The 23,310-nt window shown below is 36.9% G+C and carries 23 protein-coding genes and 2 other annotated features (1 of these 25 only partly in view); of the genes, 1 reads left to right on the forward strand and 22 read right to left on the reverse strand.

Annotation, left to right across the window (positions count from 1 at the left end; all coding sequences use genetic code 11):
* Positions 1–35: 35 nt before the first annotated feature.
* The 22 genes from greA to cymR all read right to left on the reverse strand — a co-directional run bounded on the left by greA (position 36) and on the right by cymR (position 21,701).
* Entirely contained in the window at positions 36–509 is a 474-nt protein-coding gene (gene greA, locus BC6307_RS15960) for a transcription elongation factor GreA (RefSeq protein ID WP_066414850.1), read from the reverse strand.
* Between the two features lie 174 nt (positions 510–683).
* Entirely contained in the window at positions 684–1,319 is a 636-nt protein-coding gene (gene udk, locus BC6307_RS15965) for a uridine kinase (protein WP_066414853.1), read from the reverse strand.
* A 6-nt stretch (positions 1,320–1,325) separates the two neighbouring features.
* Positions 1,326–2,597 (reverse strand): peptidase U32 family protein, encoded by a 1,272-nt coding sequence (locus BC6307_RS15970; protein ID WP_066414854.1) that lies wholly within the window; start codon positions 2,595–2,597, stop codon positions 1,326–1,328.
* Between the two features lie 21 nt (positions 2,598–2,618).
* A complete protein-coding gene (locus BC6307_RS15975) occupies positions 2,619–3,548 on the reverse strand; it encodes a peptidase U32 family protein (RefSeq protein WP_066414857.1) in 930 nt (309 codons plus the stop codon).
* Positions 3,545–4,201 carry an O-methyltransferase gene (locus BC6307_RS15980; protein ID WP_425319501.1) on the reverse strand — a complete coding sequence of 219 codons (657 nt, stop codon included), beginning with the start codon at positions 4,199–4,201 and terminating at the stop codon, positions 3,545–3,547. Before BC6307_RS15980 ends, BC6307_RS15975 begins: the two co-directional genes overlap by 4 nt.
* Before the next feature lie 279 nt (positions 4,202–4,480).
* Entirely contained in the window at positions 4,481–5,617 is a 1,137-nt protein-coding gene (gene mltG, locus BC6307_RS15985) for an endolytic transglycosylase MltG (protein ID WP_066414863.1), read from the reverse strand.
* A 322-nt stretch (positions 5,618–5,939) separates the two neighbouring features.
* Positions 5,940–6,230: a DUF1292 domain-containing protein gene (locus tag BC6307_RS15990; protein WP_066414866.1), complete on the reverse strand. Its 291-nt coding sequence runs from the start codon at positions 6,228–6,230 to the stop codon at positions 5,940–5,942.
* A 10-nt stretch (positions 6,231–6,240) separates the two neighbouring features.
* Positions 6,241–6,663, reverse strand: coding sequence for a Holliday junction resolvase RuvX (gene ruvX / locus BC6307_RS15995; protein WP_066414869.1), 423 nt, complete (start codon positions 6,661–6,663; stop codon positions 6,241–6,243).
* 3 nt (positions 6,664–6,666) lie between these two features.
* Positions 6,667–6,933, reverse strand: a complete 267-nt coding sequence (locus tag BC6307_RS16000; protein ID WP_066414871.1) for an IreB family regulatory phosphoprotein — start codon at positions 6,931–6,933, stop codon at positions 6,667–6,669.
* Between the two features lie 81 nt (positions 6,934–7,014).
* Entirely contained in the window at positions 7,015–9,648 is a 2,634-nt protein-coding gene (gene alaS, locus BC6307_RS16005) for an alanine--tRNA ligase (protein WP_066414874.1), read from the reverse strand.
* A gap of 97 nt (positions 9,649–9,745) precedes the next feature.
* Positions 9,746–9,957, reverse strand: a binding site (T-box leader).
* A gap of 251 nt (positions 9,958–10,208) precedes the next feature.
* Complete coding sequence (locus tag BC6307_RS16010) at positions 10,209–11,324, reverse strand: RNA-guided endonuclease InsQ/TnpB family protein (protein ID WP_066414877.1); 1,116 nt, start codon at positions 11,322–11,324, stop codon at positions 10,209–10,211.
* Positions 11,325–11,554: 230 nt separating this feature from the next.
* Positions 11,555–12,607, reverse strand: coding sequence for an AI-2E family transporter (locus BC6307_RS16015; RefSeq protein ID WP_066414878.1), 1,053 nt, complete (start codon positions 12,605–12,607; stop codon positions 11,555–11,557).
* 236 nt (positions 12,608–12,843) lie between these two features.
* The gene (locus BC6307_RS16020; protein ID WP_174522364.1) at positions 12,844–14,202 is read right to left on the reverse strand and encodes an aspartate aminotransferase family protein; all 1,359 of its coding nucleotides are present in this window, start codon (positions 14,200–14,202) and stop codon (positions 12,844–12,846) included.
* 35 nt (positions 14,203–14,237) lie between these two features.
* Positions 14,238–14,465 carry a hypothetical protein gene (locus tag BC6307_RS16025; protein WP_066414882.1) on the reverse strand — a complete coding sequence of 76 codons (228 nt, stop codon included), beginning with the start codon at positions 14,463–14,465 and terminating at the stop codon, positions 14,238–14,240.
* Between the two features lie 223 nt (positions 14,466–14,688).
* The gene (locus BC6307_RS16030; RefSeq protein WP_084380356.1) at positions 14,689–14,844 is read right to left on the reverse strand and encodes a YrzQ family protein; all 156 of its coding nucleotides are present in this window, start codon (positions 14,842–14,844) and stop codon (positions 14,689–14,691) included.
* 20 nt (positions 14,845–14,864) lie between these two features.
* A complete protein-coding gene (locus BC6307_RS16035; protein ID WP_066414884.1) occupies positions 14,865–15,059 on the reverse strand; it encodes a hypothetical protein in 195 nt (64 codons plus the stop codon).
* Positions 15,060–15,080: 21 nt separating this feature from the next.
* Positions 15,081–15,557, reverse strand: coding sequence for a PRC-barrel domain-containing protein (locus tag BC6307_RS16040; protein ID WP_066414886.1), 477 nt, complete (start codon positions 15,555–15,557; stop codon positions 15,081–15,083).
* 174 nt (positions 15,558–15,731) lie between these two features.
* On the reverse strand, positions 15,732–18,116 hold the full coding sequence (gene recD2 / locus BC6307_RS16045) for an SF1B family DNA helicase RecD2 (protein WP_066414888.1): 2,385 nt from the start codon (positions 18,114–18,116) through the stop codon (positions 15,732–15,734).
* Between the two features lie 19 nt (positions 18,117–18,135).
* Positions 18,136–18,792: a tetratricopeptide repeat protein gene (locus BC6307_RS16050; protein ID WP_066414895.1), complete on the reverse strand. Its 657-nt coding sequence runs from the start codon at positions 18,790–18,792 to the stop codon at positions 18,136–18,138.
* 170 nt (positions 18,793–18,962) lie between these two features.
* Positions 18,963–20,081, reverse strand: coding sequence for a tRNA 2-thiouridine(34) synthase MnmA (mnmA, locus tag BC6307_RS16055; RefSeq protein ID WP_268874267.1), 1,119 nt, complete (start codon positions 20,079–20,081; stop codon positions 18,963–18,965).
* A 9-nt stretch (positions 20,082–20,090) separates the two neighbouring features.
* A complete protein-coding gene (locus tag BC6307_RS16060; RefSeq protein WP_066414898.1) occupies positions 20,091–21,239 on the reverse strand; it encodes a cysteine desulfurase family protein in 1,149 nt (382 codons plus the stop codon).
* A 45-nt stretch (positions 21,240–21,284) separates the two neighbouring features.
* Complete coding sequence (gene cymR, locus BC6307_RS16065) at positions 21,285–21,701, reverse strand: cysteine metabolism transcriptional regulator CymR (RefSeq protein WP_066414900.1); 417 nt, start codon at positions 21,699–21,701, stop codon at positions 21,285–21,287.
* Positions 21,702–21,957: 256 nt separating this feature from the next.
* On the opposite strand from cymR, the gene BC6307_RS16070 reads away from it, so the two are divergent.
* Positions 21,958–23,238, forward strand: coding sequence for a replication-associated recombination protein A (locus tag BC6307_RS16070; protein WP_066414903.1), 1,281 nt, complete (start codon positions 21,958–21,960; stop codon positions 23,236–23,238).
* A gap of 35 nt (positions 23,239–23,273) precedes the next feature.
* Positions 23,274–23,310 (forward strand) — a binding site (T-box leader); it runs 175 nt beyond the window's last position.

The following is a 23,310-nucleotide window of genomic DNA, read 5'->3' on the forward strand; positions in this document are numbered from 1 at the left end:
CATTTTGGACGAGGTGTTTCTTTTTTAATCTTATATTATTTTATGTTAACGATTTTAACGTTCATTTCTCCACCTGGAGTTTGAATCGTCACTTCATCGCCAACTTTTTTACCCATTAAAGAACTGCCCATTGGAGATTCATTTGAAATTTTACCTTCAAAAGGATCAGCTTCTGCACTACCAACAATCGTATATGATTCTTCCTCTTCATCTGGAAGCTCTTTAAATACAACCGTTTTACCTAGAGTTACAACATCGCTATTTGCATCTTCTTGAATAATCTTTGCGTTACGAACCATTTGCTCTAATAAAGTGATACGTCCTTCCACAAACGCTTGCTCTTCTTTTGCAGAATCGTACTCAGAGTTCTCGGAAAGGTCACCGAAGCTACGTGCTATTTTAATACGCTCTACTACTTCTTTACGGCGTACCGTCTTTAATTCCTCTAATTCTTTTTCTAATTTTTCTTTCCCCGCTAATGTCATTGGATAAATTTTTTCTTGTGCCATTTATATTCACTCCTTCTAGTATTCACTTTCCCTTTTTGGTAAGAGGTTGTTGTATCTTCCATATTCAAAAAAGTGGGTCTTCTATGTATATGTGGAAAAAGATGTACCCATAAAATGGAATACATCAAACATTCATTTCCACTATTGGAAAAATCTCTAACTTCCCATATATTATTACATAATCGCCTTTTGTTCAAGAATTGTTTGAATTTTTGTTACCATTAAATCAATTGCTACATGATTTTGTCCACCTTCAGGAAGGATAATATCTGCATAACGTTTCGTAGGTTCAATAAATTGATTATGCATTGGACGTACCACATTCACATATTGATCAATGACCGAGTCGATAGTACGACCACGTTCTTTAATATCTCGTAAAAGGCGACGGATAATACGAATATCTGCGTCGGTATCAACAAATAACTTAATATCCATTAAGTTTCTTAATCTTTCGTCCTCTAATACGAGAATTCCTTCTAAAATGATAACTTCTTTCGGATCCACTTCAATTACTTTATTTGAACGAGTGTGTAACGTATAATCATAAACTGGTTTATTAACAGTTTTATGCTCTAGTAATTGTTTTATATGCTCGATTAATAAATCATTGTCAAAAGCAAGTGGATGGTCATAGTTTGTTTTTAACCGTTCTTCAAAAGGTAATTCTGATTGATCTTTGTAATAATAATCTTGTTCAATAATTAATATAGATTGGTTTTGGAAATGTTCATAAATTGATTTTGTAACACTTGTTTTCCCCGAGCCAGACCCACCGGCTACACCAATAACAATTGGTTTTTTACCCATTAGCAGTTATTGCTCCTTTCGCATCATGTTGTATGGGTATATTGGCTGTTCCACTTTAAATTTCACGATTTGAAGCGGGTGACGAGCTGCATCTAACTCATTACCGTCCTCATCCCAAATTTTTTCTACTTTTTGTGTGAAGTTTTCAATTTCCGGTCCAAAAAATTCTACTTCATCACCAGGTTTAAAGTAATTACGTTGTTGTAACGTAACCATTTTCGTTTCTTGATCATAATCAAGCACTAAACCGACAAAATCAAACGTCGTCTTTTTGCTATGATTACCAAACATTTGCTCTTTATACCCAGGAACTCCTTCAAAAAATGCTGTCGCAGTGTCACGATTCGCACATTTATCAAGCTCTTTTAGCCATTCTTGTTGAATGACAAAATTTTCTGGGTCGGCACAATATGCATCAATTACTTTTCGATAAACACTTACAACTGTGGCGATATAATGAATCGATTTCATTCTACCTTCAATTTTTAAACTATCAATGCCTAGTTCAATCATTTTCGGAATAGACTCGATAAGTTTTAAATCTTTCGGACTCATCGCAAAAGGTGCATCCTCTTCGGTATATAATGGATTTTCAGTACCGTTATCAATTGTATAAAGATCATAATCCCAACGACATGATTGACAGCAACCACCACGGTTAGAGTCACGAGCAGTCATATGATTACTTAGTACACAACGTCCTGAGTATGCAATACACATTGCACCGTGAATAAAAGTCTCAATTTCAATGTCTACTTTTTCTTTCATTTCACGAATTTCTTCTGCACTTGTTTCACGTGCTAGTACGACACGCTCTAATCCTTCTTCTTTCCAGAACTGAACCGCTTTCCAGTTTGAGAGGGATTGTTGTGTACTTAAATGAACTTCAATACTCGGTGCAACACGACGACATGTTTCAATAATTAGTGGGTCGGCTACAATAATTCCGTGTACTCCTGCTTTTTCAATACCACGTAAATAATCTTCTAAACCATCAATGTTTTCATTATGGGCAAAAATATTAGTTGTTACATATATTTTTGCACCATATTTACTAGCAAATTGAACACCTTCTGCCATTTCTTCAAATGTGAAGTTATCAGCATTTGAACGGAGGCCATATTCTTGTCCACCAATGAAAACTGCATCAGCACCGTAACGAACGGCGATTTTTAATTTTTCTAAATTACCAGCTGGTGCTAGTAACTCAGGTTTTTTCACAATTACACGTTTTCCGTCAACTATTTTTGATATTTTATCATTAATAATCGTTGTCATTTCTGTAACCCTCCCTTGTTTTTAGTAAACTGTTTCTTTAAAGAAGAATCCTGTATCTAACGGGCGGTGTGGCTGTTGCTTTTCTTCTATTTGTTGTAATAAATCTTCTTTTACATCTTCATATTGATCACGATCATCAACACATAAATCAATGGCTTGGCGATAGCTTCTCGTAACATCGACAATGTATTCACGTGTTTGTAAAATACCATCTATTTTAAAGCTGTCAACCCCAGCGTCAATCATTTCTTCCAACTCATCAATAATACACATATCATTAGGACTCATAATATGTGTTCCATTTTCATCTTCAAAGATTGGATATTTATTTCCACGCTCTTTATCATGAAGTATCATGTTTTTACCAAGCTTACGATTTTCTATTTCCATCGCTTTTCCTTGATATTCAAAGTAGTTTCCTAATAAGGAACGTTTAGATTGGAACATGCAAACCATTCCATGAACTTGTACTTCAATTTCAACTTCTGCATTTTCTTTCGTTTCTACGATACTCTCCATATTGATTTCACGAGCTAGCACCGCACGTTTCGCACCTTTACGACCCCAATAGTTACATGTGTAGTAGTTTGTACCAGTAGTTTCCGTACTCCAATGTAACGTTAAGTTTGGTGTAGATTCTTTTGCTGCCATTAATACAGCTGGGTCTCCGAACATAACTGCATCGGCGTTTACACTAGCTAAAAATGTTAAATATTCTCCGAGCTCGTCCACTTTTTCGTTATGGAAAAGAGCATTCATTGCAACATACACTTTTTTTCCGTTCGCATGTGCTAGTTCTATTGCTTCTTTTATTTCATCACGGTTAAATTCCCCGGCAAGACGTAGCCCATAACGCTCTTCTCCAATGATAAAAGCGTCTGCGCCTGCATCAATTAATTCTTTCATATGTGCAACATCTATTGGTGTTACTAATAATTCAGGTTTTTTCATTTCATTTCACCTCTTCTTTTACTAATAGCAATACCATCACCAACTGGTAAAATAGTCGTAATATAATCTGGATGATTCATTAACCACTGATTAAAATGGTCAATTTTTTTTACTAAACTTTTTTTTCTACGTGGCTGAAGGTTGCTATAATCTGTAGCAACTAAACCTTTATAGAGGACATTGTCTGTAATGATGACGCCGTCAGGTTTTAAAAGCTTTTCATACATTTTGAAAAATCGTTCATATTGTCCTTTTGCTGCATCAACAAAAAGAAAATCATAAGGTGCAGCGTTCGTTACATCAGAGTGCTCCTCTAATGCATCTCCTAATACTAAATGGATTCGGTCTTGCAAGGTTGCTTCCTTCACAAATTGAACGGCTAAATTATAACGTTCTTCATCCCTCTCCACAGTAACAATTGTTACATCTGGAATCGCTTCTGCCATTCTTATCGCTGAATATCCAATCGCCGTTCCTATTTCAAGGATTTTTTTTGGTTGGTGAAGCCTTAACAGTTGAAGTAATGTTTCCATTCCGACAATATCCATTATTGGTACCGTTTTTTCTTCTGCTAAATGTTCCATTTTCGTAATTAATTCATTCCGAGGAGCAATAAGGGATTGTAAGTACGAAACAACTTCTTGTTTTTGTATATCCACGTTCCGGCTCCTTTCCCAATTTTTATCATAGAAAAGAGAGTTCTACTCTTATAAGGAGAACTCTGTTGTTAGGCGATTTAACCATCTATAGTGGTACTAATAATGCCTCATTTTTTCTTGTAAAACTTATTGTTAACACTTTTTAAGATGTAAATTTATAGTAGACTAACGCATAATAAATAATAGTGTATTTCTGTCCATACGACAACTTGATATATTTTATCATAAAAAGAGAGGGAATGCGAATACAATTCACACCCCCTCCATTATCCATTATTCACCAGAACCTGTTATATGAGTTGCACGATCCCGATTATGTTCTTCTAATGTTCGGTTAAACAACACTTTTCCATCTGGTGTTGCTAAAAAGTAAAAATAATCTGTTTCTGCAGGGCGTAATGCTGCAATAATAGAAGTTTCACCTGCATTTGCAATTGGTCCGGGTGTTAAACCTGGGTATTTATACGTGTTGTAAGGTGATTCTACCTCTAAATGAACGAATAACGTTCGGTCTAAATGCTCCCCTAAAGCATAAGCGATAGTTGGGTCTGTTTGTAAAGGCATGCCTGTTTCAAGTCGATTATAAAAAACACTAGAAATATTTTCACGGTCGGTTTGAGCGGTTGCTTCTTCTTCAATTAAACTTGCCATCGTTAATACTTCATGAATAGTCATTTCTTTTTCTTCCATCTCTGCAGAATACTGTATGATGACTTCTTGCGTTTTTATCAACATTGTTTCGACAATTGTTTCTATTGACGGATTTTCCTCATAGAAAGGATATGTTGCAGGGAATAGGTATCCTTCTAACGGGTACATAACATCTTCTGTTAATATCTCCTCTGTTAATAACACAGGAAAGCGTGCCATCATCTTTTCAACAAACGCAGGATCATTTACTGTTTCTAAAAATTCTTCTTCGTTAACGTTTGCTCGATTCGAAAGAATAGTTGCAATTTCGGTTAATTGACGACCTTCTGGAATCGTTACTTGGAACACTACTTCTTGCATTATTTTCCCTTGTTTCAATTCTTCCATAATATCGTCTAATGTCATGGCAGGGCTTAGTGCATACTCACCAGCCTGAAAGCCTGATTCATTTTTGAATTTAACATAGTAGCGGAATATTTTCGCATTGTGAACTATTCCATTTTCTTCTAATATATTTCCAATTGCCGTTACGGAAGAACCTATCGGAATTTCGACAACTGTCGTTTCTTCTGCATTTTCATCTACTGGTTGTAAAGAATTTTTAACAAAACTATACCCACCAGCAACTATCGCAGTTAAACTTAGCATAAGTATTATAAAGACGATAAACACGATGCGACGAACTAATTTCGCTTCATGATGCTTTTCTAACAGTTTTTCTTTTATATCAGTTTCTTTCTCTTTTCTCTGTTCTGCCAAAAAAACCCCTCCTCTCGCTCAAATATATATTATACAACAAGTCTCTCTATTTTTTGACAAAAAACTTCGACAAATATATCATTATCTTTTTCTTTATTGCAGTGGAGTATGTTGAATAGAATTGGTAATTGATTGAAATTTTGAAGAGTGTGTGGCGAATAGGAGTATATTGGTTTCTGCTAATTGTAAAATGTGATAATTCATCTTGGACAGGTATTTTTAATTGTGGGTGGAAAATTACTGTTTAATTACGATAACTTCACTCTCTATTTGGATAATGTATCATAACAAAAAAAAGCACCATATTCGGTGCTTTTTCCGTTTATTCTCCGCCTTCGTCTTCTTCTAAAAACGTGTTTAACATTTCTTCAATCATGTCCCACTCTTCATCTGTTTCGATTGGGTCTAGGTTTCCACCTTCGTCCCCTTCTCCAGGAATGAAGCTTGATGCGTGGATTTCTATATCATCAGCATCATCTTCTTCTGCTCCAACAGGGTAATACAATACATATGATTTGCCGAATTCTTCCGATTCAAACGTAAATAAGATCTCACAAAGTTGTTCGTTTCCTTGTTCATCTACTACTGTAATTTGATTTTGACCATGTTCCATTTCATTCACCTCATATTGATGTTTTGCTGTCTAAATAACCTTGTAAGATCATGACAGCAGCTAACTTATCAATTACTTTCTTTCGTTTTTGTCTACTAACATCTGCGGAAATTAACATCTTTTCAGCGGCCATCGTTGTTAAACGCTCGTCCCATAGTACGACAGGGAGACCAGTTTTAGCAGTTAATTTATCTGCATATTGCTGGCTTGCCTCCCCACGAGGGCCAATTGTACCGTTCATATTTTTCGGTAAACCAACAACGACGAGTTCTACACCATATTGTGCAATAATTTGCTTTAGGCGTTTAAATCCTAAATTATTGGTTGCCTCATCAATCTTTATCGTTTCCAAACCTTGTGCAGTCCATCCTAATTCATCACTAATGGCAACTCCTACCGTTTTGGAACCAACATCTAATCCTAATATGCGCATGTATTACTCCTTACGATGATGTTCTAAATAGGACTTAACTAGTTCCTCAATTAATTCATCACGTTCTAATTTGCGAATTAATGATCTTGCATCTTTATGTCTTGGGATATATGCAGGGTCACCAGATAAAAGATATCCGACAATTTGGTTAATCGGATTATACCCTTTTTCTTGTAATGCTTCATAAACAGTGAATAATACTTCTTCCACATTTGTTTCCATTGAGTCATCCTGAAAATTAAATTTCATCGTTTTATCAAAGGAGCTCATGTCATGCACCTCACTTTAAGATTTCTTTTGAAATCTGGCTTGTCAATAGTTACCTCTATTGTACACCATTTACCATCAATGTTAAACGGATTTTACCCATTCTTCGACATATTGTAATGCTTCGTCCACTTTACTTGCATCTTTTCCGCCTGCTTGAGCCATATCTGGACGGCCACCACCGCCACCACCACAGCGAGTAGCAACTTCTTTCACTAGCTTTCCAGCGTGGTGTCCTTTTTCAATCAGGTCTTTCGTCACACCTGCCGTAATATTCACTTTGTCACCTTGAACGCTAGCTAAAACAATTACTGCAGAACCAATCTTGACTTTTAATTCATCAACCATGGAACGTAAGTTGTTCATATCAGTAGCAGGAACTTTTGCAGCGAGCATAGAAACCCCATTAACTTCTTTAACATTATTGAGCACATTTTGCGCTTCAATATTGCTTAGTTTCGTTGATAGAGATTCTTTTTCTCTTTGTAGTTCTTTAATTTCTAGCATTAAAGCGTCAATACGACTTGGAGCATCTTGCGGCTTCGTTTTTAACTTTGCAGACACGTCTTTTAATAATTGAACTTGGTCATTTAATAAACGGTATGCAGCTTCACCTGTTACAGCTTCCATTCTACGCGTTCCAGCACCAATTCCAGATTCAGATACGATTTTAAATAGTCCGATTACGGATGTGTTTGGAACATGACAACCACCACAGAGCTCTAAACTGTATTCTCCAACTTGTACAACACGTACAACATCGCCGTATTTTTCACCGAATAAAGCCATAGCTCCCATTTCTTTCGCTTCTTTAAGAGATTTATAATCAATGTTCACATCGATATTTGCCCAAATTTTCTCGTTTACGAGTGATTCAATCTTTTCTATTTCCTCTTGTGTTACTTGGCCGAAGTGTGAAAAGTCGAAACGTAAACGATCAGAAGTTACTAGTGAACCTGCTTGGTTAACGTGACCACCAAGCACATCTTTTAACGCTTGGTGTAAAAGGTGAGTTGCCGTATGGTTTTTAATGATTTGTTCACGGTTTCCACGGTCTACCTCTGTAGAAACAGTAACACCACTCTTGATAGTTCCATCTAAAACTACTACTGTGTGTAAGTTTTGACCATTAGGAGCTTTTTTAACGTCCTTCACTTTTGCTTTACCGGTGTCGCTAATGATCAGTCCTGTATCAGCAATCTGTCCTCCACTTTCAGCGTAGAACGGAGTCTCTTTAAGTATAAATTGTACTTCTTCGCCCTCAGTTGCTGCTTCCATTACTTCGCCATTTTTCACTATTACAGACAATACTGTCTCATTCGCTAACGTATCATAGCCAACAAAACTACTCTCTTCTTTAATCTCACCTAATGCTCCACCTTGCACTTGCATAGAATCAACATCTTGACGAGCTGCACGTGCACGTTCACGCTGAAGCTCCATTTCTTTTTCGAACCCTTCGTGATCAACAGTCATTCCATTTTCTTCAGCAAATTCCTCTGTTAGCTCAATTGGGAATCCGTAAGTGTCATAAAGACGGAATGCATCCACTCCGGAAATAACATCTTTTCCTTCTTCTTTTGCCTTTTGTAAAATAGTTGAAAGAATTGCAAGCCCATCATTTAATGTTTCATGAAAACGCTCTTCCTCCGTACGAATCACTCGTTGGATAAACTCTTGTTTTCCCTTTACTTCCGGATAGAAGCTTTCCATAATTTCTGCAACGACAGGTACAAGTTCAAACATGAAAGGACGATTAATATTTAATTTTTTTGCATATCTAACAGCTCTTCTTAAAAGTCGACGTAAAACGTATCCGCGTCCTTCATTGGAAGGTAACGCCCCATCACCAACGGCAAACGTTACTGTCCGTACGTGGTCAGCAACTACTTTAAAAGCAACATCTAATTCTGCTTCCTGACGATATTTTTGTCCAGAAATTTGCTCTGTTGCATTAATAATTGGGATAAATAAGTCTGTGTCAAAGTTTGTTGGTACGTCTTGAATAACAGATACCATACGCTCTAATCCCATACCTGTATCAATGTTTTTCTTTGGTAATGGTGTATATGTACCATCAGGGTTATGATTGAATTCAGAAAATACTAAGTTCCATACTTCTAAATATCTTTCATTTTCCCCACCTGGATAAAGCTCTGGATCATTAAGGTCATTTCCATATGCTTCGCCACGGTCATAAAAAATTTCTGTATTCGGTCCGCTTGGTCCTTCTCCGATATCCCAGAAGTTCCCTTCTAGTCGAATAATACGCTCAGCTGGAACACCGATTTTTTCGTGCCAATAACGATAAGCTTCATCGTCTTCTGGATGAATGGTAACAGATAATTTTTCTTGGTCAAACCCAATCCATTTATCACTCGTTAAGAACTCCCAAGCCCACTCAATTGCTTCCTCTTTGAAATAATCGCCGATGGAGAAGTTTCCTAGCATTTCGAAAAATGTATGATGACGTGCAGTTTTCCCGACGTTTTCAATATCGTTCGTACGAATGGACTTTTGTGCATTACAAATACGTGGGTTTTGTGGAATAACACGTCCGTCAAAATATTTTTTCAATGTTGCTACACCACTATTAATCCAAAGTAAGGACGGGTCTTCGTGAGGTACTAATGAAGCACTCGGTTCTACAGCATGTCCTTTTTCTTGGAAAAAGTCTAAATACATTTGTCTAACTTGAGCTGAAGTTAATTTTTTCATTTTCCTTAACCTCCTAGAAATATTAGCTTTACAGAATGGAACTCGCATAAAGCATTCGGCAAAATCTTTTTTACAAACAAAAAACTCCCGTCCCCAAAACAGGGACGAGAGTATCTCTCGCGGTACCACCCTGATTATGATAGAATCATTTTCTACCATCTCTCAGATGCATTAACGGCGCACGCCGGCAGGTTTTACGCTGCACTCCAGATTAGCGTTCGGTTACTCTTCATCTTAGAATTCTTTCAGCCTAGGAATTCTTCTCTTTTAAGATGGGCTGTAACGTACTCGATCTTTCATAGTGTTTCATCTTATGTAAGCTTTTGACTTGATTATATTTTAACGAACATCCCTTTGTCAATGTTCAGTCAACAACCCACCACTTAACGACCTTGCGGGCTGTTTGAAGTGGGGGCTTGCGTCTGTAAGAGTTTGACAGTGTTTCTGCCCTTGCAGAGAACAACTACGCTTATTCCTACCCAGTAGTGCGAACGAGCTATGCTCTCCTACCTTAGCGTGGCGGAACATAAGGACGGTTGACTTCGCCCCTACCGCAAGAGTTATACTCCTGTGGTAACTACACCAATATGTTCAATTCCTTTTCGGTGTAGATTCATTGCACCAATACGGTCATCATTTGATTGATATTGGCAATTTTTACATGAAAAAGTGTGTAACTTTTTATTGCGATTTGCTTTTTCAATGTGTCCACATTTAGGGCAAGTTTGAGAAGAATATTTGGGGTCTACTGCTATTACTGTTTGACCATTTAATTCCGCCTTGTATTTAAGCATTTGACGGAACTGATAGAATGCCCAAGATACAAAAACATAGCGGTTTTTCACACGCACTTTTTCTGTTGCAGAACGAACACCTGTTAAGTCTTCTAAAACAAACATCGTACCTCTAGGGTATAGATCAACGAGTGCCTTTGTAATTCGATGGTTTACATCCGTTACATAACGGTTTTCTCTTGAACCGATTTGTTTTAGTTTCTTACGAGCAGATGGTGTCTGTCGCATTTGTAACTGTTTGCGGGTAGCTTTAAATACACCACGCTTATGCTTAACAACATTTCCGTTGTAAAAAGTGGTTTTACCTTGACTATCATAAGTAGTCGCAAGAAAGTTAATACCTAAATCAACACCAACGATATTGTTTACATTTACATAATCTAGCTTTTGATACTCTTTAGTCATCGGAATATGTAAGAACCACTTCTTGTACTTATTAACTAATTTAGCAGTACCGAATTTCCAAGTGCCATTGAAGTATTTCTTCATAGCCTTTCGCTCATAATTTAGCTTTAAACGACCATCCAGTGTATTCACACTAAATTGATTTTGGGTTAGTGAGTAATCACGATTCCACACAAGGTCATATTCTGGAAGTTTAAATCCAATCAAAGACCATTCATGTCCATTCGATTTTGCTGTCTTGTAGCGGGCGATTACAGTTTTCATCACAGATTGAGCCATTTGGCTTTTTAGTCCAAATTGATTTCGTAAATCAAAATAATATAAGTCGTTAAGTTTTACTTGATTTAGATTTTTCGTTTCGAATATGTGTTTCGATAACCAGTTACAAGCCTTACGATAAGCATTAGTTGTTATTTTTAGACTATCAGCTTGACTATCAGAAACATAGATTTGTATTTTTGCAGTAATGGTAGACATTATTTTCACCACCTTTCACTAACTAAATTATACTAAAAACTTTAGTGGAAGGTACATAACGAAAAAAGAGAAAGGAGGGCAAGGCTGATGTTTCAGATACTTATTATGGTACAAAACCTTACGATTTACTGTACCATACCGTATCTGACGGCAATTCCACCCCACTTATCGTTGGACTACGCCCTTCACACGGCCCTTCACACGATTGAAGTGGGGGTATCCTTGCCAATTTAGATGAAATGCTTACTAATATGCATAATAGTTACCTTTAAAACAGCAAATATAGGGACGGCTACAATTAAGCCTATAATACCACCAATTTCTCCGCCTAGTAATAATGCGAAAATAATAATAACAGGATGTATGTGTAAGCTTTTTCCTACTATTAACGGCGATAAAATGTTTCCTTCTGTAAATTGTAATGCAAAAATTATTATTGCAACAATGATTACCATCTTTACTGATATCGTTGCCGCAATAATAACTGCAGGTAAGGCACCAATAAACGGTCCGAAATACGGGATGATATTTGTAACCCCTATAATAATACCTAGTACTAATGGATATTCCATTCCTGCTAGCCATAAGCTTATAGTTGCCAAAAGCCCAATTACTAAACAAACTAATAATTGACCACGTATATAATTTCCGAGTGATATATCAACATCTTTTAAAAAGGCAATGCCACCTTTTCTCCATTTCCTTGGAGTGAGATACCATGCGGTTCGCTTTACTAAGTCATAATCCTTTAATAAATAAAAAACTACAAAAGGTATCACTATTATTACGAATATAGAATTTAGTAATCCTTTTATGCCATTAATAATTTTCGCCGTATAATCAGCAATTATTGCCTCAAAATCGGTAACTAGAAGTTCAATCCGCTCGTGAATACCATCTGGCCATCGTGAAGTACTAGAATGTATCCTTTCTATCCATCCACGGTATGTATTTGCAACTTCAGGGAAATTATCGGCAAGTTCCTTAAGCTGAGAAATAATTAAAGGTGTGCCTTTATATATTGCGAGTCCTATTCCGCCAAAAAATAAAAAATAGATAATTAATATAGCGTATGGACGGGGTAACCCTGCGTCGTGGGTTCTTTCAACAAACGGATGTAGTAAATAAGCAATAAAAGCACTGATGATAAACGGAATAAAAACTGCAACTATAACTTTTAAGATTGGTTGCCATAGTGGGCTAAGTTTCATTAAAACAAATAGGATAATAAAAACGAGTAACGTGATAGCTAGTCGATATATCCATTTCCATTGTTTAGTCAAAGATAACTCCCCCCTGTTCTTATTGTTAATCGGATTGCTAAATTTATACAGAACGAGGGGAAAGAAGAATTAAAGGCTTAAAAATAGAAGGTTGGGACATAACTATTTTTTATCAAAGTAAAAAACGAACAAAAAAAGTAGAGCGGAAATAACCCGCTCCGGAAATATACTTCGCTAGTTTGGCGATTGTTCGTTTTTCATCATGATTATTTTAGTTTTGTCTCAGCCTATTCTACCTATAAATTCACAAAACTAGCTGAAACTGTTTCAATAATTTTGGTCAAATCGTCATCCGTTAAGTTTAGAGGTGGTGCTAGGGCAATTACGTTATTGTAACCTGCTACAGTGGCACCATTTTTTCCGATTAACACTCCCTTTTCTTTGCAGCGAGTTACAACTTTATTGACTCTTTCAACATCTAACGGCGTTTTTGTTTGTTTATCGGAAACTAGCTCAATACCAATGAGCAATCCTTTTCCTCTAATATCTCCAACAAAAGGATGATCGCTTAGACGTTGCTTTAGCTCCGATAATAGTTGTTTCCCTTTTTGTGCGGAACGTTCAACTAAATTTTCTCGTTCGAAAATCTCTAAATTTTTTAATGCAACGGCGCAAGAGGCTGGACTTCCACCAAACGTATTAACGTGACGAAAATAGTCATATTCCTCCGAACCTTTAAACGCTTCATAAATTTCCTTTTTAACAGCTGTAGCAGCAAGCGGCATATAACCACTCGTAATTCCTTTTGCCATTGTAATTATATCTGGCCTTACACCATAGTTCATATATCCGAACGGCTTCCCTGTTCGACCAAAGCCACAAATTACTTCATCTACAATTAATAGTGCACCGTGCTTTTCACACGTTCTTTTTACTTGTTGTAAATAATTTTCTGGAGGAGTTAAAATACCCCCACCCGTTATGATTGGTTCCATTATCATTGCTGCAATCGTTTCACTAAGCTCCCAAGTCATTGCATCGTCAATTGCTTGCACAGACTTTAAGAGCTCCCCATTTCCTTCCTCCACTCGATATGTATCTGGAGGTGGGACATGAAGAAAACCCGTTGCTAACGGTTCGTATTTATATTTCCTTTGCGCTTGGCCAGTGGCTGCCATCGCACCGAGAGTGTTTCCGTGATAGGAGCGATATCGTGATACAATTTTATATCGATTATTCTCTCCCTTTTGCAAATGATATTGTCTAGCGATTTTAAACGCCGTCTCATTTGCCTCAGAACCACTATTACTGAAGAAAAATACGTATTCATTCCCTAACCATTCATTTAATTTTTCTGCTAACTTAATCGCGGGGATGTGACTCTGCGTTAAAGGATAATAGGCTAACTCCTTTAATTGACTGTATGCTGCTTCTGCTAACTCTGTTCTGCCGTACCCCGCATTCACGCACCATAAGCCTGACATTGCATCTAAATATCTTTTTCCATCAATATCTGTTACCCATGCACCAGACGCTTCCTTCATTACCACTGTGCTATTTGGTTGGAATGGCTTCATAGAATGCCAAACATTTTTCGTGTCACTTGCAAGTAAATCTTCCCTTGTTTTTACCACCGTAATCTCCCTCCAACACATCTTATTCCAAATGTCTTATATTAATAGAAAACCGTTCATCTTGCGTAATAGCTTTTTATTTCTTGAAGCATTTTTAAAAATTGCTCTTCGTCATGAAAATCTTTCGTACTCCAATTGGATTCTACCCAGCTAATTAACTCTTCCGGAGAATTAAAGTATTCTCCACTAGTATCAGCTTTACGAACTGTAAAACGCCAATTATCCTCATCAATTGTCACTTCACAAGGGTACGCACTTTCTTTACAACGTAACTCGTATTCCATTCAGATAGCCCCTTTCCAAAGGTTGTTATGAAATCTTATTCGTGTAAAAATAAAACTATGTACGGTATGCTTACATTATTTTTATAGTGTTTAAGGAGTTGAAGGGAGATTACCACTTTTATTCTTCCCAAACAGAGGAACAAAACTACAGTCCGTAAAATAGGATAATCGTGCTTTTACCAAAAAAAGAAAAAGCCGTCCAATTAGGACGGCTTCTCATATATTAAGAAAACACACGTTTCATTTGCTTCCTCATTCTTTTCATATTACGAGTTGAAGTCATATCTCCAACAAATCCTTTAACTTGCTCATTTTTCCCAAGTTGAGTTGCAGCTGCACCTAACCCAATTAGTAACAATGAAGTCATAGCTCTGTTCATGCGACTCACTCCTTTTAATTTTACATACTGATACGGCGATCGTCCTCATGAAACAAATCATCCAGTGAACTTAGCGTACCATCTTCTTCCACTTGATGAGTATGCACAATTCCTTTTGAAACAGAAAGCTCAATAAAACAGCCCCAACAATAATATTGATTCACACCAATTTTGCCGACGTCTTTACTTTTACAATTAGGACAAACAAGTTCCACTTTATTAGACACCTCTCGTGTTTATGATGTTACGGTAACAACGACGGCATCTTTTCCAATTATGAGGTCTGAAGGATAATGAATTATTTTCTTACCTTCTGTTATATCTGCAAAAAAACCGTCCGTTACTTCATACCCTACGATTGTGCCCTGCTTTTCATCAAAATATACGTCATCTAATAAACCAAGCTTATCGCCTTCTTCAGAAAGGAACATTTTCCCTTTAACACCATGGAAATGGTCGAAAAAAACTTGGCCTCTTGCTTCTTTCTGTACCGACATGAGGTTGTTGCCACATATCATAACCCCTGTATCTCCAAATGAAGAAATGTGTTCGAACGGAAGAAATTTATTTCGCTTCCATAAACCTTTTCCACTTATTAGTAGTCCTTTAATTTGTCCAGGTTCTTCGATGCAAAAGTCAACGACTCGACCTACTGTTACAGCTGTTTCTGAATCAAACGCGTGCATCCCAATTGTTCTAGAAAATGTTCGCAAAAGGAACCACCTCTTTTCGAACATTTATATCTTTTGCAAGCCTGCTATCATAAATACTGCAAAACCATTTCCATGTAAAAGATTAACTTTAAGTAATAGTTTAGGATCTGACTTTTATCGGTATGTTAAAGGTTTAAAAATACTGACTTGTCCAAAGTCAGTTTTGAATTATTTTTATTTTTCCATGAAATCGTATGGAGATATACCTTCCATCCCAATTAATGCATCTTTTGCAAATGGCACTTCTTTTAATAGTTCATCATCTTCATCCTCTAATTGAGCATGTGTTGCATCACTCTTTAGTCTTTCCGTTAAGGAAGTTTGGCGAAGTTGATCGTCTGTTCGATTCACTCCAATTTGCAACGCTTCTTCTTCTCCACAAAGAATTAAAAATCGTTTACTACGTGTCACAGCAGTGTAAAGTAAATTACGACGAAGCATTCGGTAATAACTCTTTACAACAGGGAGGACGACAATAGGAAATTCGCTTCCTTGTGATTTATGAATAGAGCAACAATATGCATGAGTTATCTGTCCCAAGTCTTGTTTCGTATACGTTACTTCGTTTCCGTCAAAAGAAACGATCACCATATCTTGTTTTTCGGTGTTTTCTTTAGCATAAAAAATGGAAACAATCTCTCCCATATCGCCATTAAAAACATTACTATCTGGTTGATTAACTAGTTGTAATACTTTATCACCTGTCCGATAAACTACATTACCAAACGCTATTTCACGTCGTTGCTCTGACTTCGGATTAAACAATTCTTGAAGAGTCTCGTTTAATTTATCGATTCCAGCGTTACCTCGGTACATCGGTGCTAACACTTGAATATCACGTGCCGTATATCCTTTTTTCATCGCGTTGGCACACACTTTCTTGACAACATCTAATATATGTCCAGATTGACACTTTATAAAAGAACGGTCTACTTTAGGTGTCGAGATATCTCGTGGGATCATCCCGTTTTTCATATCATGTGCAAGGTCAATAATGGAAGATCCATCTTCTTGACGATATATGTCAGTTAACGCAACAGTTGGAATTGCCTTTGAAGCTAACAAATCTTTTAAAACTTGTCCGGGACCAACTGAAGGTAACTGATCTTCGTCACCAACTAAGATAACTTGAATATCGTTCGGTAAAGATTTAAAAAGCTGATGAGCAAGCCAAATATCTACCATCGATACTTCATCAACGATTAATAATTTTCCGGGAACTGGATTTTCTTCATCAAATTGAAATCCTTCGGAGCCATTCCATCCGAGAAGGCGATGAATAGTTAAGGAAGGTAATCCTGTTGCTTCACTCATCCGTTTAGAAGCACGTCCTGTTGGTGCTACTAAAAGAATCGGAAAAGGATCATCTTTATTATAATCCTTTGGGTCGAGCGAGCAACCATGTAAATCAGCATATAGCTCTACTATACCCTTTATAACAGTTGTTTTACCGGTACCTGGTCCACCAGTCAATAGCATCATTGGGGACAATAACGCTTTTTGTATTGCTTGTTTCTGCGAAGGAGCATATTGAACTTTTAATCTTTCTTCTAACCGACCAAGTGATTTTAAAAATTCCGATTCAGGAAATTGCTCTTCATACTGAGTTTGCTCCAATATCCGCTTAATATTTTTTACTAACCCTTTTTCAGAGAAATATAACGAAGGTAGATAAATACGTTCATCTTCCCCCATTATTTTCCCCTCTTCTATCGCATGCAATATTTCCCGAGAAATGTCGTCTAATGTTACTTTTTCTGATTTGGAACTATTTAGTAACGAAAAAACACTTTTCATTAACTGTTCCTTCGTTACGAAACAATGTCCTTCTTGAAGTGAAACTTGTTCAAGCGTATACATACAACCAGCTCTAATACGACTTGGATCTGTGCCAGTAATACCTATTTGTTTTCCTAGCTCATCCGCACGACTAAAACCAATTCCTTCCACATCCTCTACTAATTGATATGGATTCGTTTGAATAATTTGGAGTGTTTCATCTTTATATGTTTGATAAATTTTCATTGTAAGTTGCGGTCCAAATCCAAGCTGTGAAAGGGCAATCATTACTCTTTCTAGGCCTTGATGTTCCATTAATGTTTTATACACATCTTTCGCCTTTTCAGTAGACAACTTAGGAACTTCAGCTAAAATAGAAGGGTTTTCCAATATTTTTGAGATTGCATTTTCACCTATAGCATTCACTATATTTTCTGCAGTCTTTTTCCCAATGCCGGTAAATATGTCACTAGATAAATATTGGATAACCCCCTGTTTTGTTTGCGGTAATTCTTTACGAAAATGCTCAACATGAAACTGTAATCCAAAACGAGGGTGATCTTTTAATGCACCAAAAAAAGTATACGTTTCATCTTCATGAATTTTTGGGAAATATCCAGTTACAATTGCTTCTTTTTCCTCATAAGGAACATTCGTCTCGCTCACCTTTATTCTAACAACCGAATACAGATTATCCTCGTTATGAAAGATTGTAACGAGATGTGTTCCTTTCATATAAAGTTCATTTTCTTGAAACAAATCAAGGGAGTTTTGGTGCATGTTCTATCCCTCCGTCTTACTAGTTTTCTAAAATAATTTTTTTCGCATGTGCCGCCAAAATATGGTCATGTTGCACTTCTATTGCTTTATCTAACATTTCTAATGATTTTTCTTTGTTTTCTGTATACGCGTATGCAACTCCTAAGTTATAAAAAGCATCTGCGTGTTGATCGTCATGCTTAACAACCTCTTCTAGTTGTTCAATTGCTTCTTCTAATAGCCCTTGTTGAGCAAGGCATAATCCGTATTGAAAACGTGCTTCCATATCGGTTGGTTTTAATTCTACCGCTCGCTGAAAATAAGGAAGTGCCAATTTTGGTTGATCAAACTTTAGTAAAGTCATCCCCAACATAAACAACGTATCTCCGTCGTTTTGTAAACCGTTTTTCATAGCTGCTTCAAACATTTCCTTCGCATGTTGCCAATCTTCAAGCTCAAAGTAGTTGTTGCCTAAAGCATAGTAAGCAGCGGCCATTTTCTCATCTAACTGTAGTGCTTTTTTGTAAAAATTCATCGCTTTTTCTTTTTCGCCAACTGCATTTAAAACATTTCCAAAGTTCACGTAAGCAACTGCATTAGTCGGATTGTTTTCAATTTCTTCCGTAAATGCTTTAATCGCTAATTCATATTTTCCATCTTGTAAGTATTGAATGCCAATTGCATTATTGTCCTTCATGATAGCACCTCTATGTAAATTCCATTTTTCATTATTATTTTTTTCCATTATAGCATAAAGAAAGAGGATGACACTTAGGAATTTCCCGTCATCCCCTCTATTTTCATAGCGTCCGTTACTGTTTCGAAATCAAAGGACGTTTATCCACTCTTAGTTCTACTTACAATCATTTATCCTACATACCAAAGCTTTTCGCCATTTTTGTAAACTTCATCAATAGTAGCTCCACCAAGGCACTCATCGCCATTGTAAAACACAACAGCTTGTCCTGGAGTAATCGCACGAATTGGCTCGTCAAAAATTACTTCTACTTTGTCGTCATCTAGCTTTCTTACTGTCACACCGTTGTCTTGTTGACGATAACGGAATTTCGCCGTACATTTTATATCGTCTGTCGGTTTAACATCTGAAACCCAGCTTATATTTGTGGCAGTAATGCGATCAGAAAACAGCAGCTCATTATCGAAGCCTTGTCCTACATATAAGACATTTTTTTCTAAGTCTTTTCCTATTACAAACCAAGGGTCACCACTACCACCAATTCCTAAACCGTGACGTTGACCGATTGTGTAATACATTAATCCGTCATGTTTCCCTTTTACTTCACCATCGAGCGTTAACATGTTTCCAGGTTGCGCTGGAAGATAGCCACTTAAAAATTCTTTGAAGTTTCTTTCTCCAATAAAGCAAATTCCTGTACTGTCCTTTTTCGATGCAGTAGCTAAACCTGCTTCATGAGCAATTTCACGCACTCTTTTCTTTTCCATGTTGCCGATTGGGAACATAACTTTACTTAATTGTTCTTGTGTTAATTGGTTTAAGAAATATGTTTGGTCTTTGTTTTCGTCTAAACCACGTAACATTTTATATTCACCATCACGGTACTCTACTTGCGCGTAATGGCCTGTTGCTAAATAGTCCGCACCAAGGTCTAATGCATGCTCTAAAAATGCTTTGAACTTTATTTCTTTATTACACATTACATCTGGGTTCGGTGTTCTACCTGCTTTATATTCGTCTAGGAAATATTGAAAGACTTTATCCCAATATTGTTTTTCAAAATTAACAGCGTAGTAGGGAATGCCAATTTGGTTACAAACGCGGATTACATCATTATAATCTTCTGTTGCAGTACAAACTCCAAACTCATCGGTGTCATCCCAATTTTTCATAAAAATTCCGATTACATCATAACCTTGTTGTTTAAGTAGGTATGCGGCTACAGAGGAATCTACTCCTCCTGACATTCCTATTACAACTCGGATATCACTATTTGCTCTTTCTTCCAATGTTTCCACCTACTTTCTTGTTGTAAGTCTTTTTACTATTTTTGCGGTTTCTCTTGCAGCTTTTTGTATTTGCTCCATATCGTTTCCGTAACCGAAACTAAATCGAATGGAGGATGCTATTTTTTCTGAATCACTACCGAACATTGCCACTAATACGTGGGAAGGATCGATGGACCCTGCCGTACATGCGGAACCGCTGGAAACTGAAATGCCCGCTAAGTCTAAGTTCACTAACATTGACTCAACATTTGTTCCCGGAAAATGTACATTTAACACGTGTGGTAGGGAGTGACTTTCACTGCCATTTATAGTAAAAGGAACTTCTTCTTCATTCCAAATTCGTGTCATTTCTTGCTTAAAGCTTTCAAATTGCTTTTGCTTCCCTTCACTTTCTTCCATAGACAGCTGTATTGCTTTTGCTAAACCGACAATGCCTGGTACATTTTCCGTTCCAGCCCGACGTTTTCGTTCTTGCTCGCCTCCGAACGTTTGTGGTAAAAAGCTTATACCAGTTCTAGCATATAAAAAGCCAACACCTTTAGGGCCATTTATTTTATGCCCGGACATAGATAGAAAATCAATTTTTAGATCTTGCACATTTATATTAACTAAACCGAAAGCTTGGACAGCATCGGTATGAAAATAAGCAGGATGGTCTTTTAACAGCTCTCCTATTTCATGAATAGGCTGAATCGAACCAACCTCATTATTTCCGTACATGATCGTCACTAAAATTGTTTCGTTAGTAAGAGCCTTTTTTAAATCAGTTAAAGAAATTACACCTTTATCATTGACGGGTAAATACGTAACGGTAAAGCCTTCCCGTTCCAGTTGTTCGCACGCGTGTAAAACAGCATGATGCTCAACAGTTGTTGTAATGATATGTTTACCTCGTGTTGCATTTGCTCTAGCGGCACCGATAATTGCTAAATTGTCCGCTTCCGTTCCACCGCTAGTAAAAACAATCTCATTTTCCTGGGCACCTATACTTCTCGCTGCAATACTTCTCGCCTCATCCACTAGATGACGGCTTTTTCTACCGAATGAATGAATGCTTGATGGGTTACCAAACGTGTCATTCATTACCTCCACCATACTTTCAACAACTAATGGATGCATAGGCGATGTTGCTGCATGATCTAAATAAATAGGTTCCATATGTGAAACCTCCTTTCCTACGTACTTTTATATTCATTATGAGCTTTAAATGTAGAACATATAAGCTTCTTGATCTCCGCCATCATGATTTGCTAAGTCTTCTAACGTTGTGCTGTCTAATACATCTTTAACAGCATCCCGAATACGAATCCATAGTTCACGCTTTGCAGGCTCTTCATCCTCTAATACTTCTACCGGACTAATAGGTCCTTCTAGTACACGAATTATATCTCCTGCTGTTATATTAGATGGCTCGTCCGCTAAAATATATCCGCCGTATGCACCACGAATACTTTTTACTAAACCAGCATTTCGTAATGGTGCTATTAATTGTTCTAAATAATGCTCCGATAAATCATGAGTTTGCGCAATCGATTTTAGAGATAATGGTCCTTCACCAAAGTTTTTCGCTAGTTCAATCATAATCGTTAAGCCGTATCTTCCTTTTGTTGAGATTTTCACAAAGCCACACCCCTTAAATTCACTTATATATATTCAATAACATCCGTTACTTATATGAAATCTCCGTTATTATAGCACAATTATAGGAACATTACATTTCTAATAAAACAGTAATATATGATACATTGAATGTAGGACAAATATCAATTATTTTACCCAAGCACTGCTGACTTATTGAATATAGAAAAACAGAAATGGAAAATACCATTTAATTAGCAATTAAAATAATAATATTAACCGCAAGAAGGTGAAATAGATGAATAATAAACCGTTAGCGTTTCGCATGCGACCTCGATCTATCGAGGAGATTGTTGGACAAGAGCATCTCGTACAAGAAGGGAAAATTATTAATAGAATGGTAAAAGCTAAGCACTTATCTTCTATGATTCTATATGGACCACCTGGAATTGGGAAAACCTCCATCGCAACGGCCATTGCTGGGAGTACAAATTATAAGTACCGTACGTTAAATGCCGTTGTACATAACAAAAAAGATATGGAAATTGTCGTAGAAGAAGCAAAAATGTCTGGTAAAGTCATTTTAATATTAGATGAGGTTCACAGACTGGACAAAGGAAAACAAGACTTTTTACTACCTCATTTAGAGAGTGGATTACTTACGATGATTGGAGCAACGACTAGTAATCCGTACCATGCGATAAACCCTGCCATACGAAGCAGATGTCAAATTTTCGAACTAAAACCACTTGAACCAGAACAAATACTAACTGTCCTACACTATGCTCTCCAAGATAAGGAACGAGGGTTAGGAAACTATAATGTAAAAGTAACAGACGAAGCAATGAATCATTTTGCATTCTCTTGCGGTGGTGATGTTCGCTCTGCTTTAAATGGTTTAGAACTAGCCGTCTTATCTACAGAACCTGACGAAGACGGAGTTATCCATTTAACGCTCGAAAGTGCAGAAGAATGTTTACAAAAGAAAAGTTTCTACCATGATAAAGATGGTGACGGACATTACGATGTATTATCTGCCTTCCAAAAGTCGATACGAGGTAGTGATGTGAACGCTGCTCTTCACTATTTAGCTCGATTAATTGAAGCAGGAGATCTTGTTAGTATTGCTAGAAGGTTACTTATTATCGCTTATGAAGATATTAGTTTAGCGAGTCCTCAAGCAGGAGCCCGGACGCTTTCCGCAATAGAGGCAGCAGAAAGAGTCGGTTTCCCCGAAGCAAGAATTCCTTTAGCTAATGCGGTTGTAGAGTTATGCCTCTCTCCTAAATCTAATTCTGCTTATAAAGCGTTAGATGCAGCACTTGCCGATGTTCGAAGTGGTAACGTTGGCGATATACCACTACATTTAAAAGATGCTCACTATAAAGGGGCTAAAGATCTAGGTAGAGGAATTGATTATTTATATCCTCACGATTACGATGCTGGTTGGGTCAATCAACAATATTTACCCGATAAATTAAAAAGTAAAGAATATTTCGTGCCGAAGCAAAATGGGCAAGAGAAAAATTATTATGCGGTTTATCATAAATTGAAAGAATTAAAAAATAAAAAGTATTGATAATTATTTCTAAATCTTTTACAATAAATGAAATATTTTGTTCGATGAGGAAGAGAGTACTTTTACTTGAAA

It is taken from the genome of Sutcliffiella cohnii (genome assembly GCF_002250055.1).
GTDB lineage: Bacteria > Bacillota > Bacilli > Bacillales > Bacillaceae_I > Sutcliffiella > Sutcliffiella cohnii.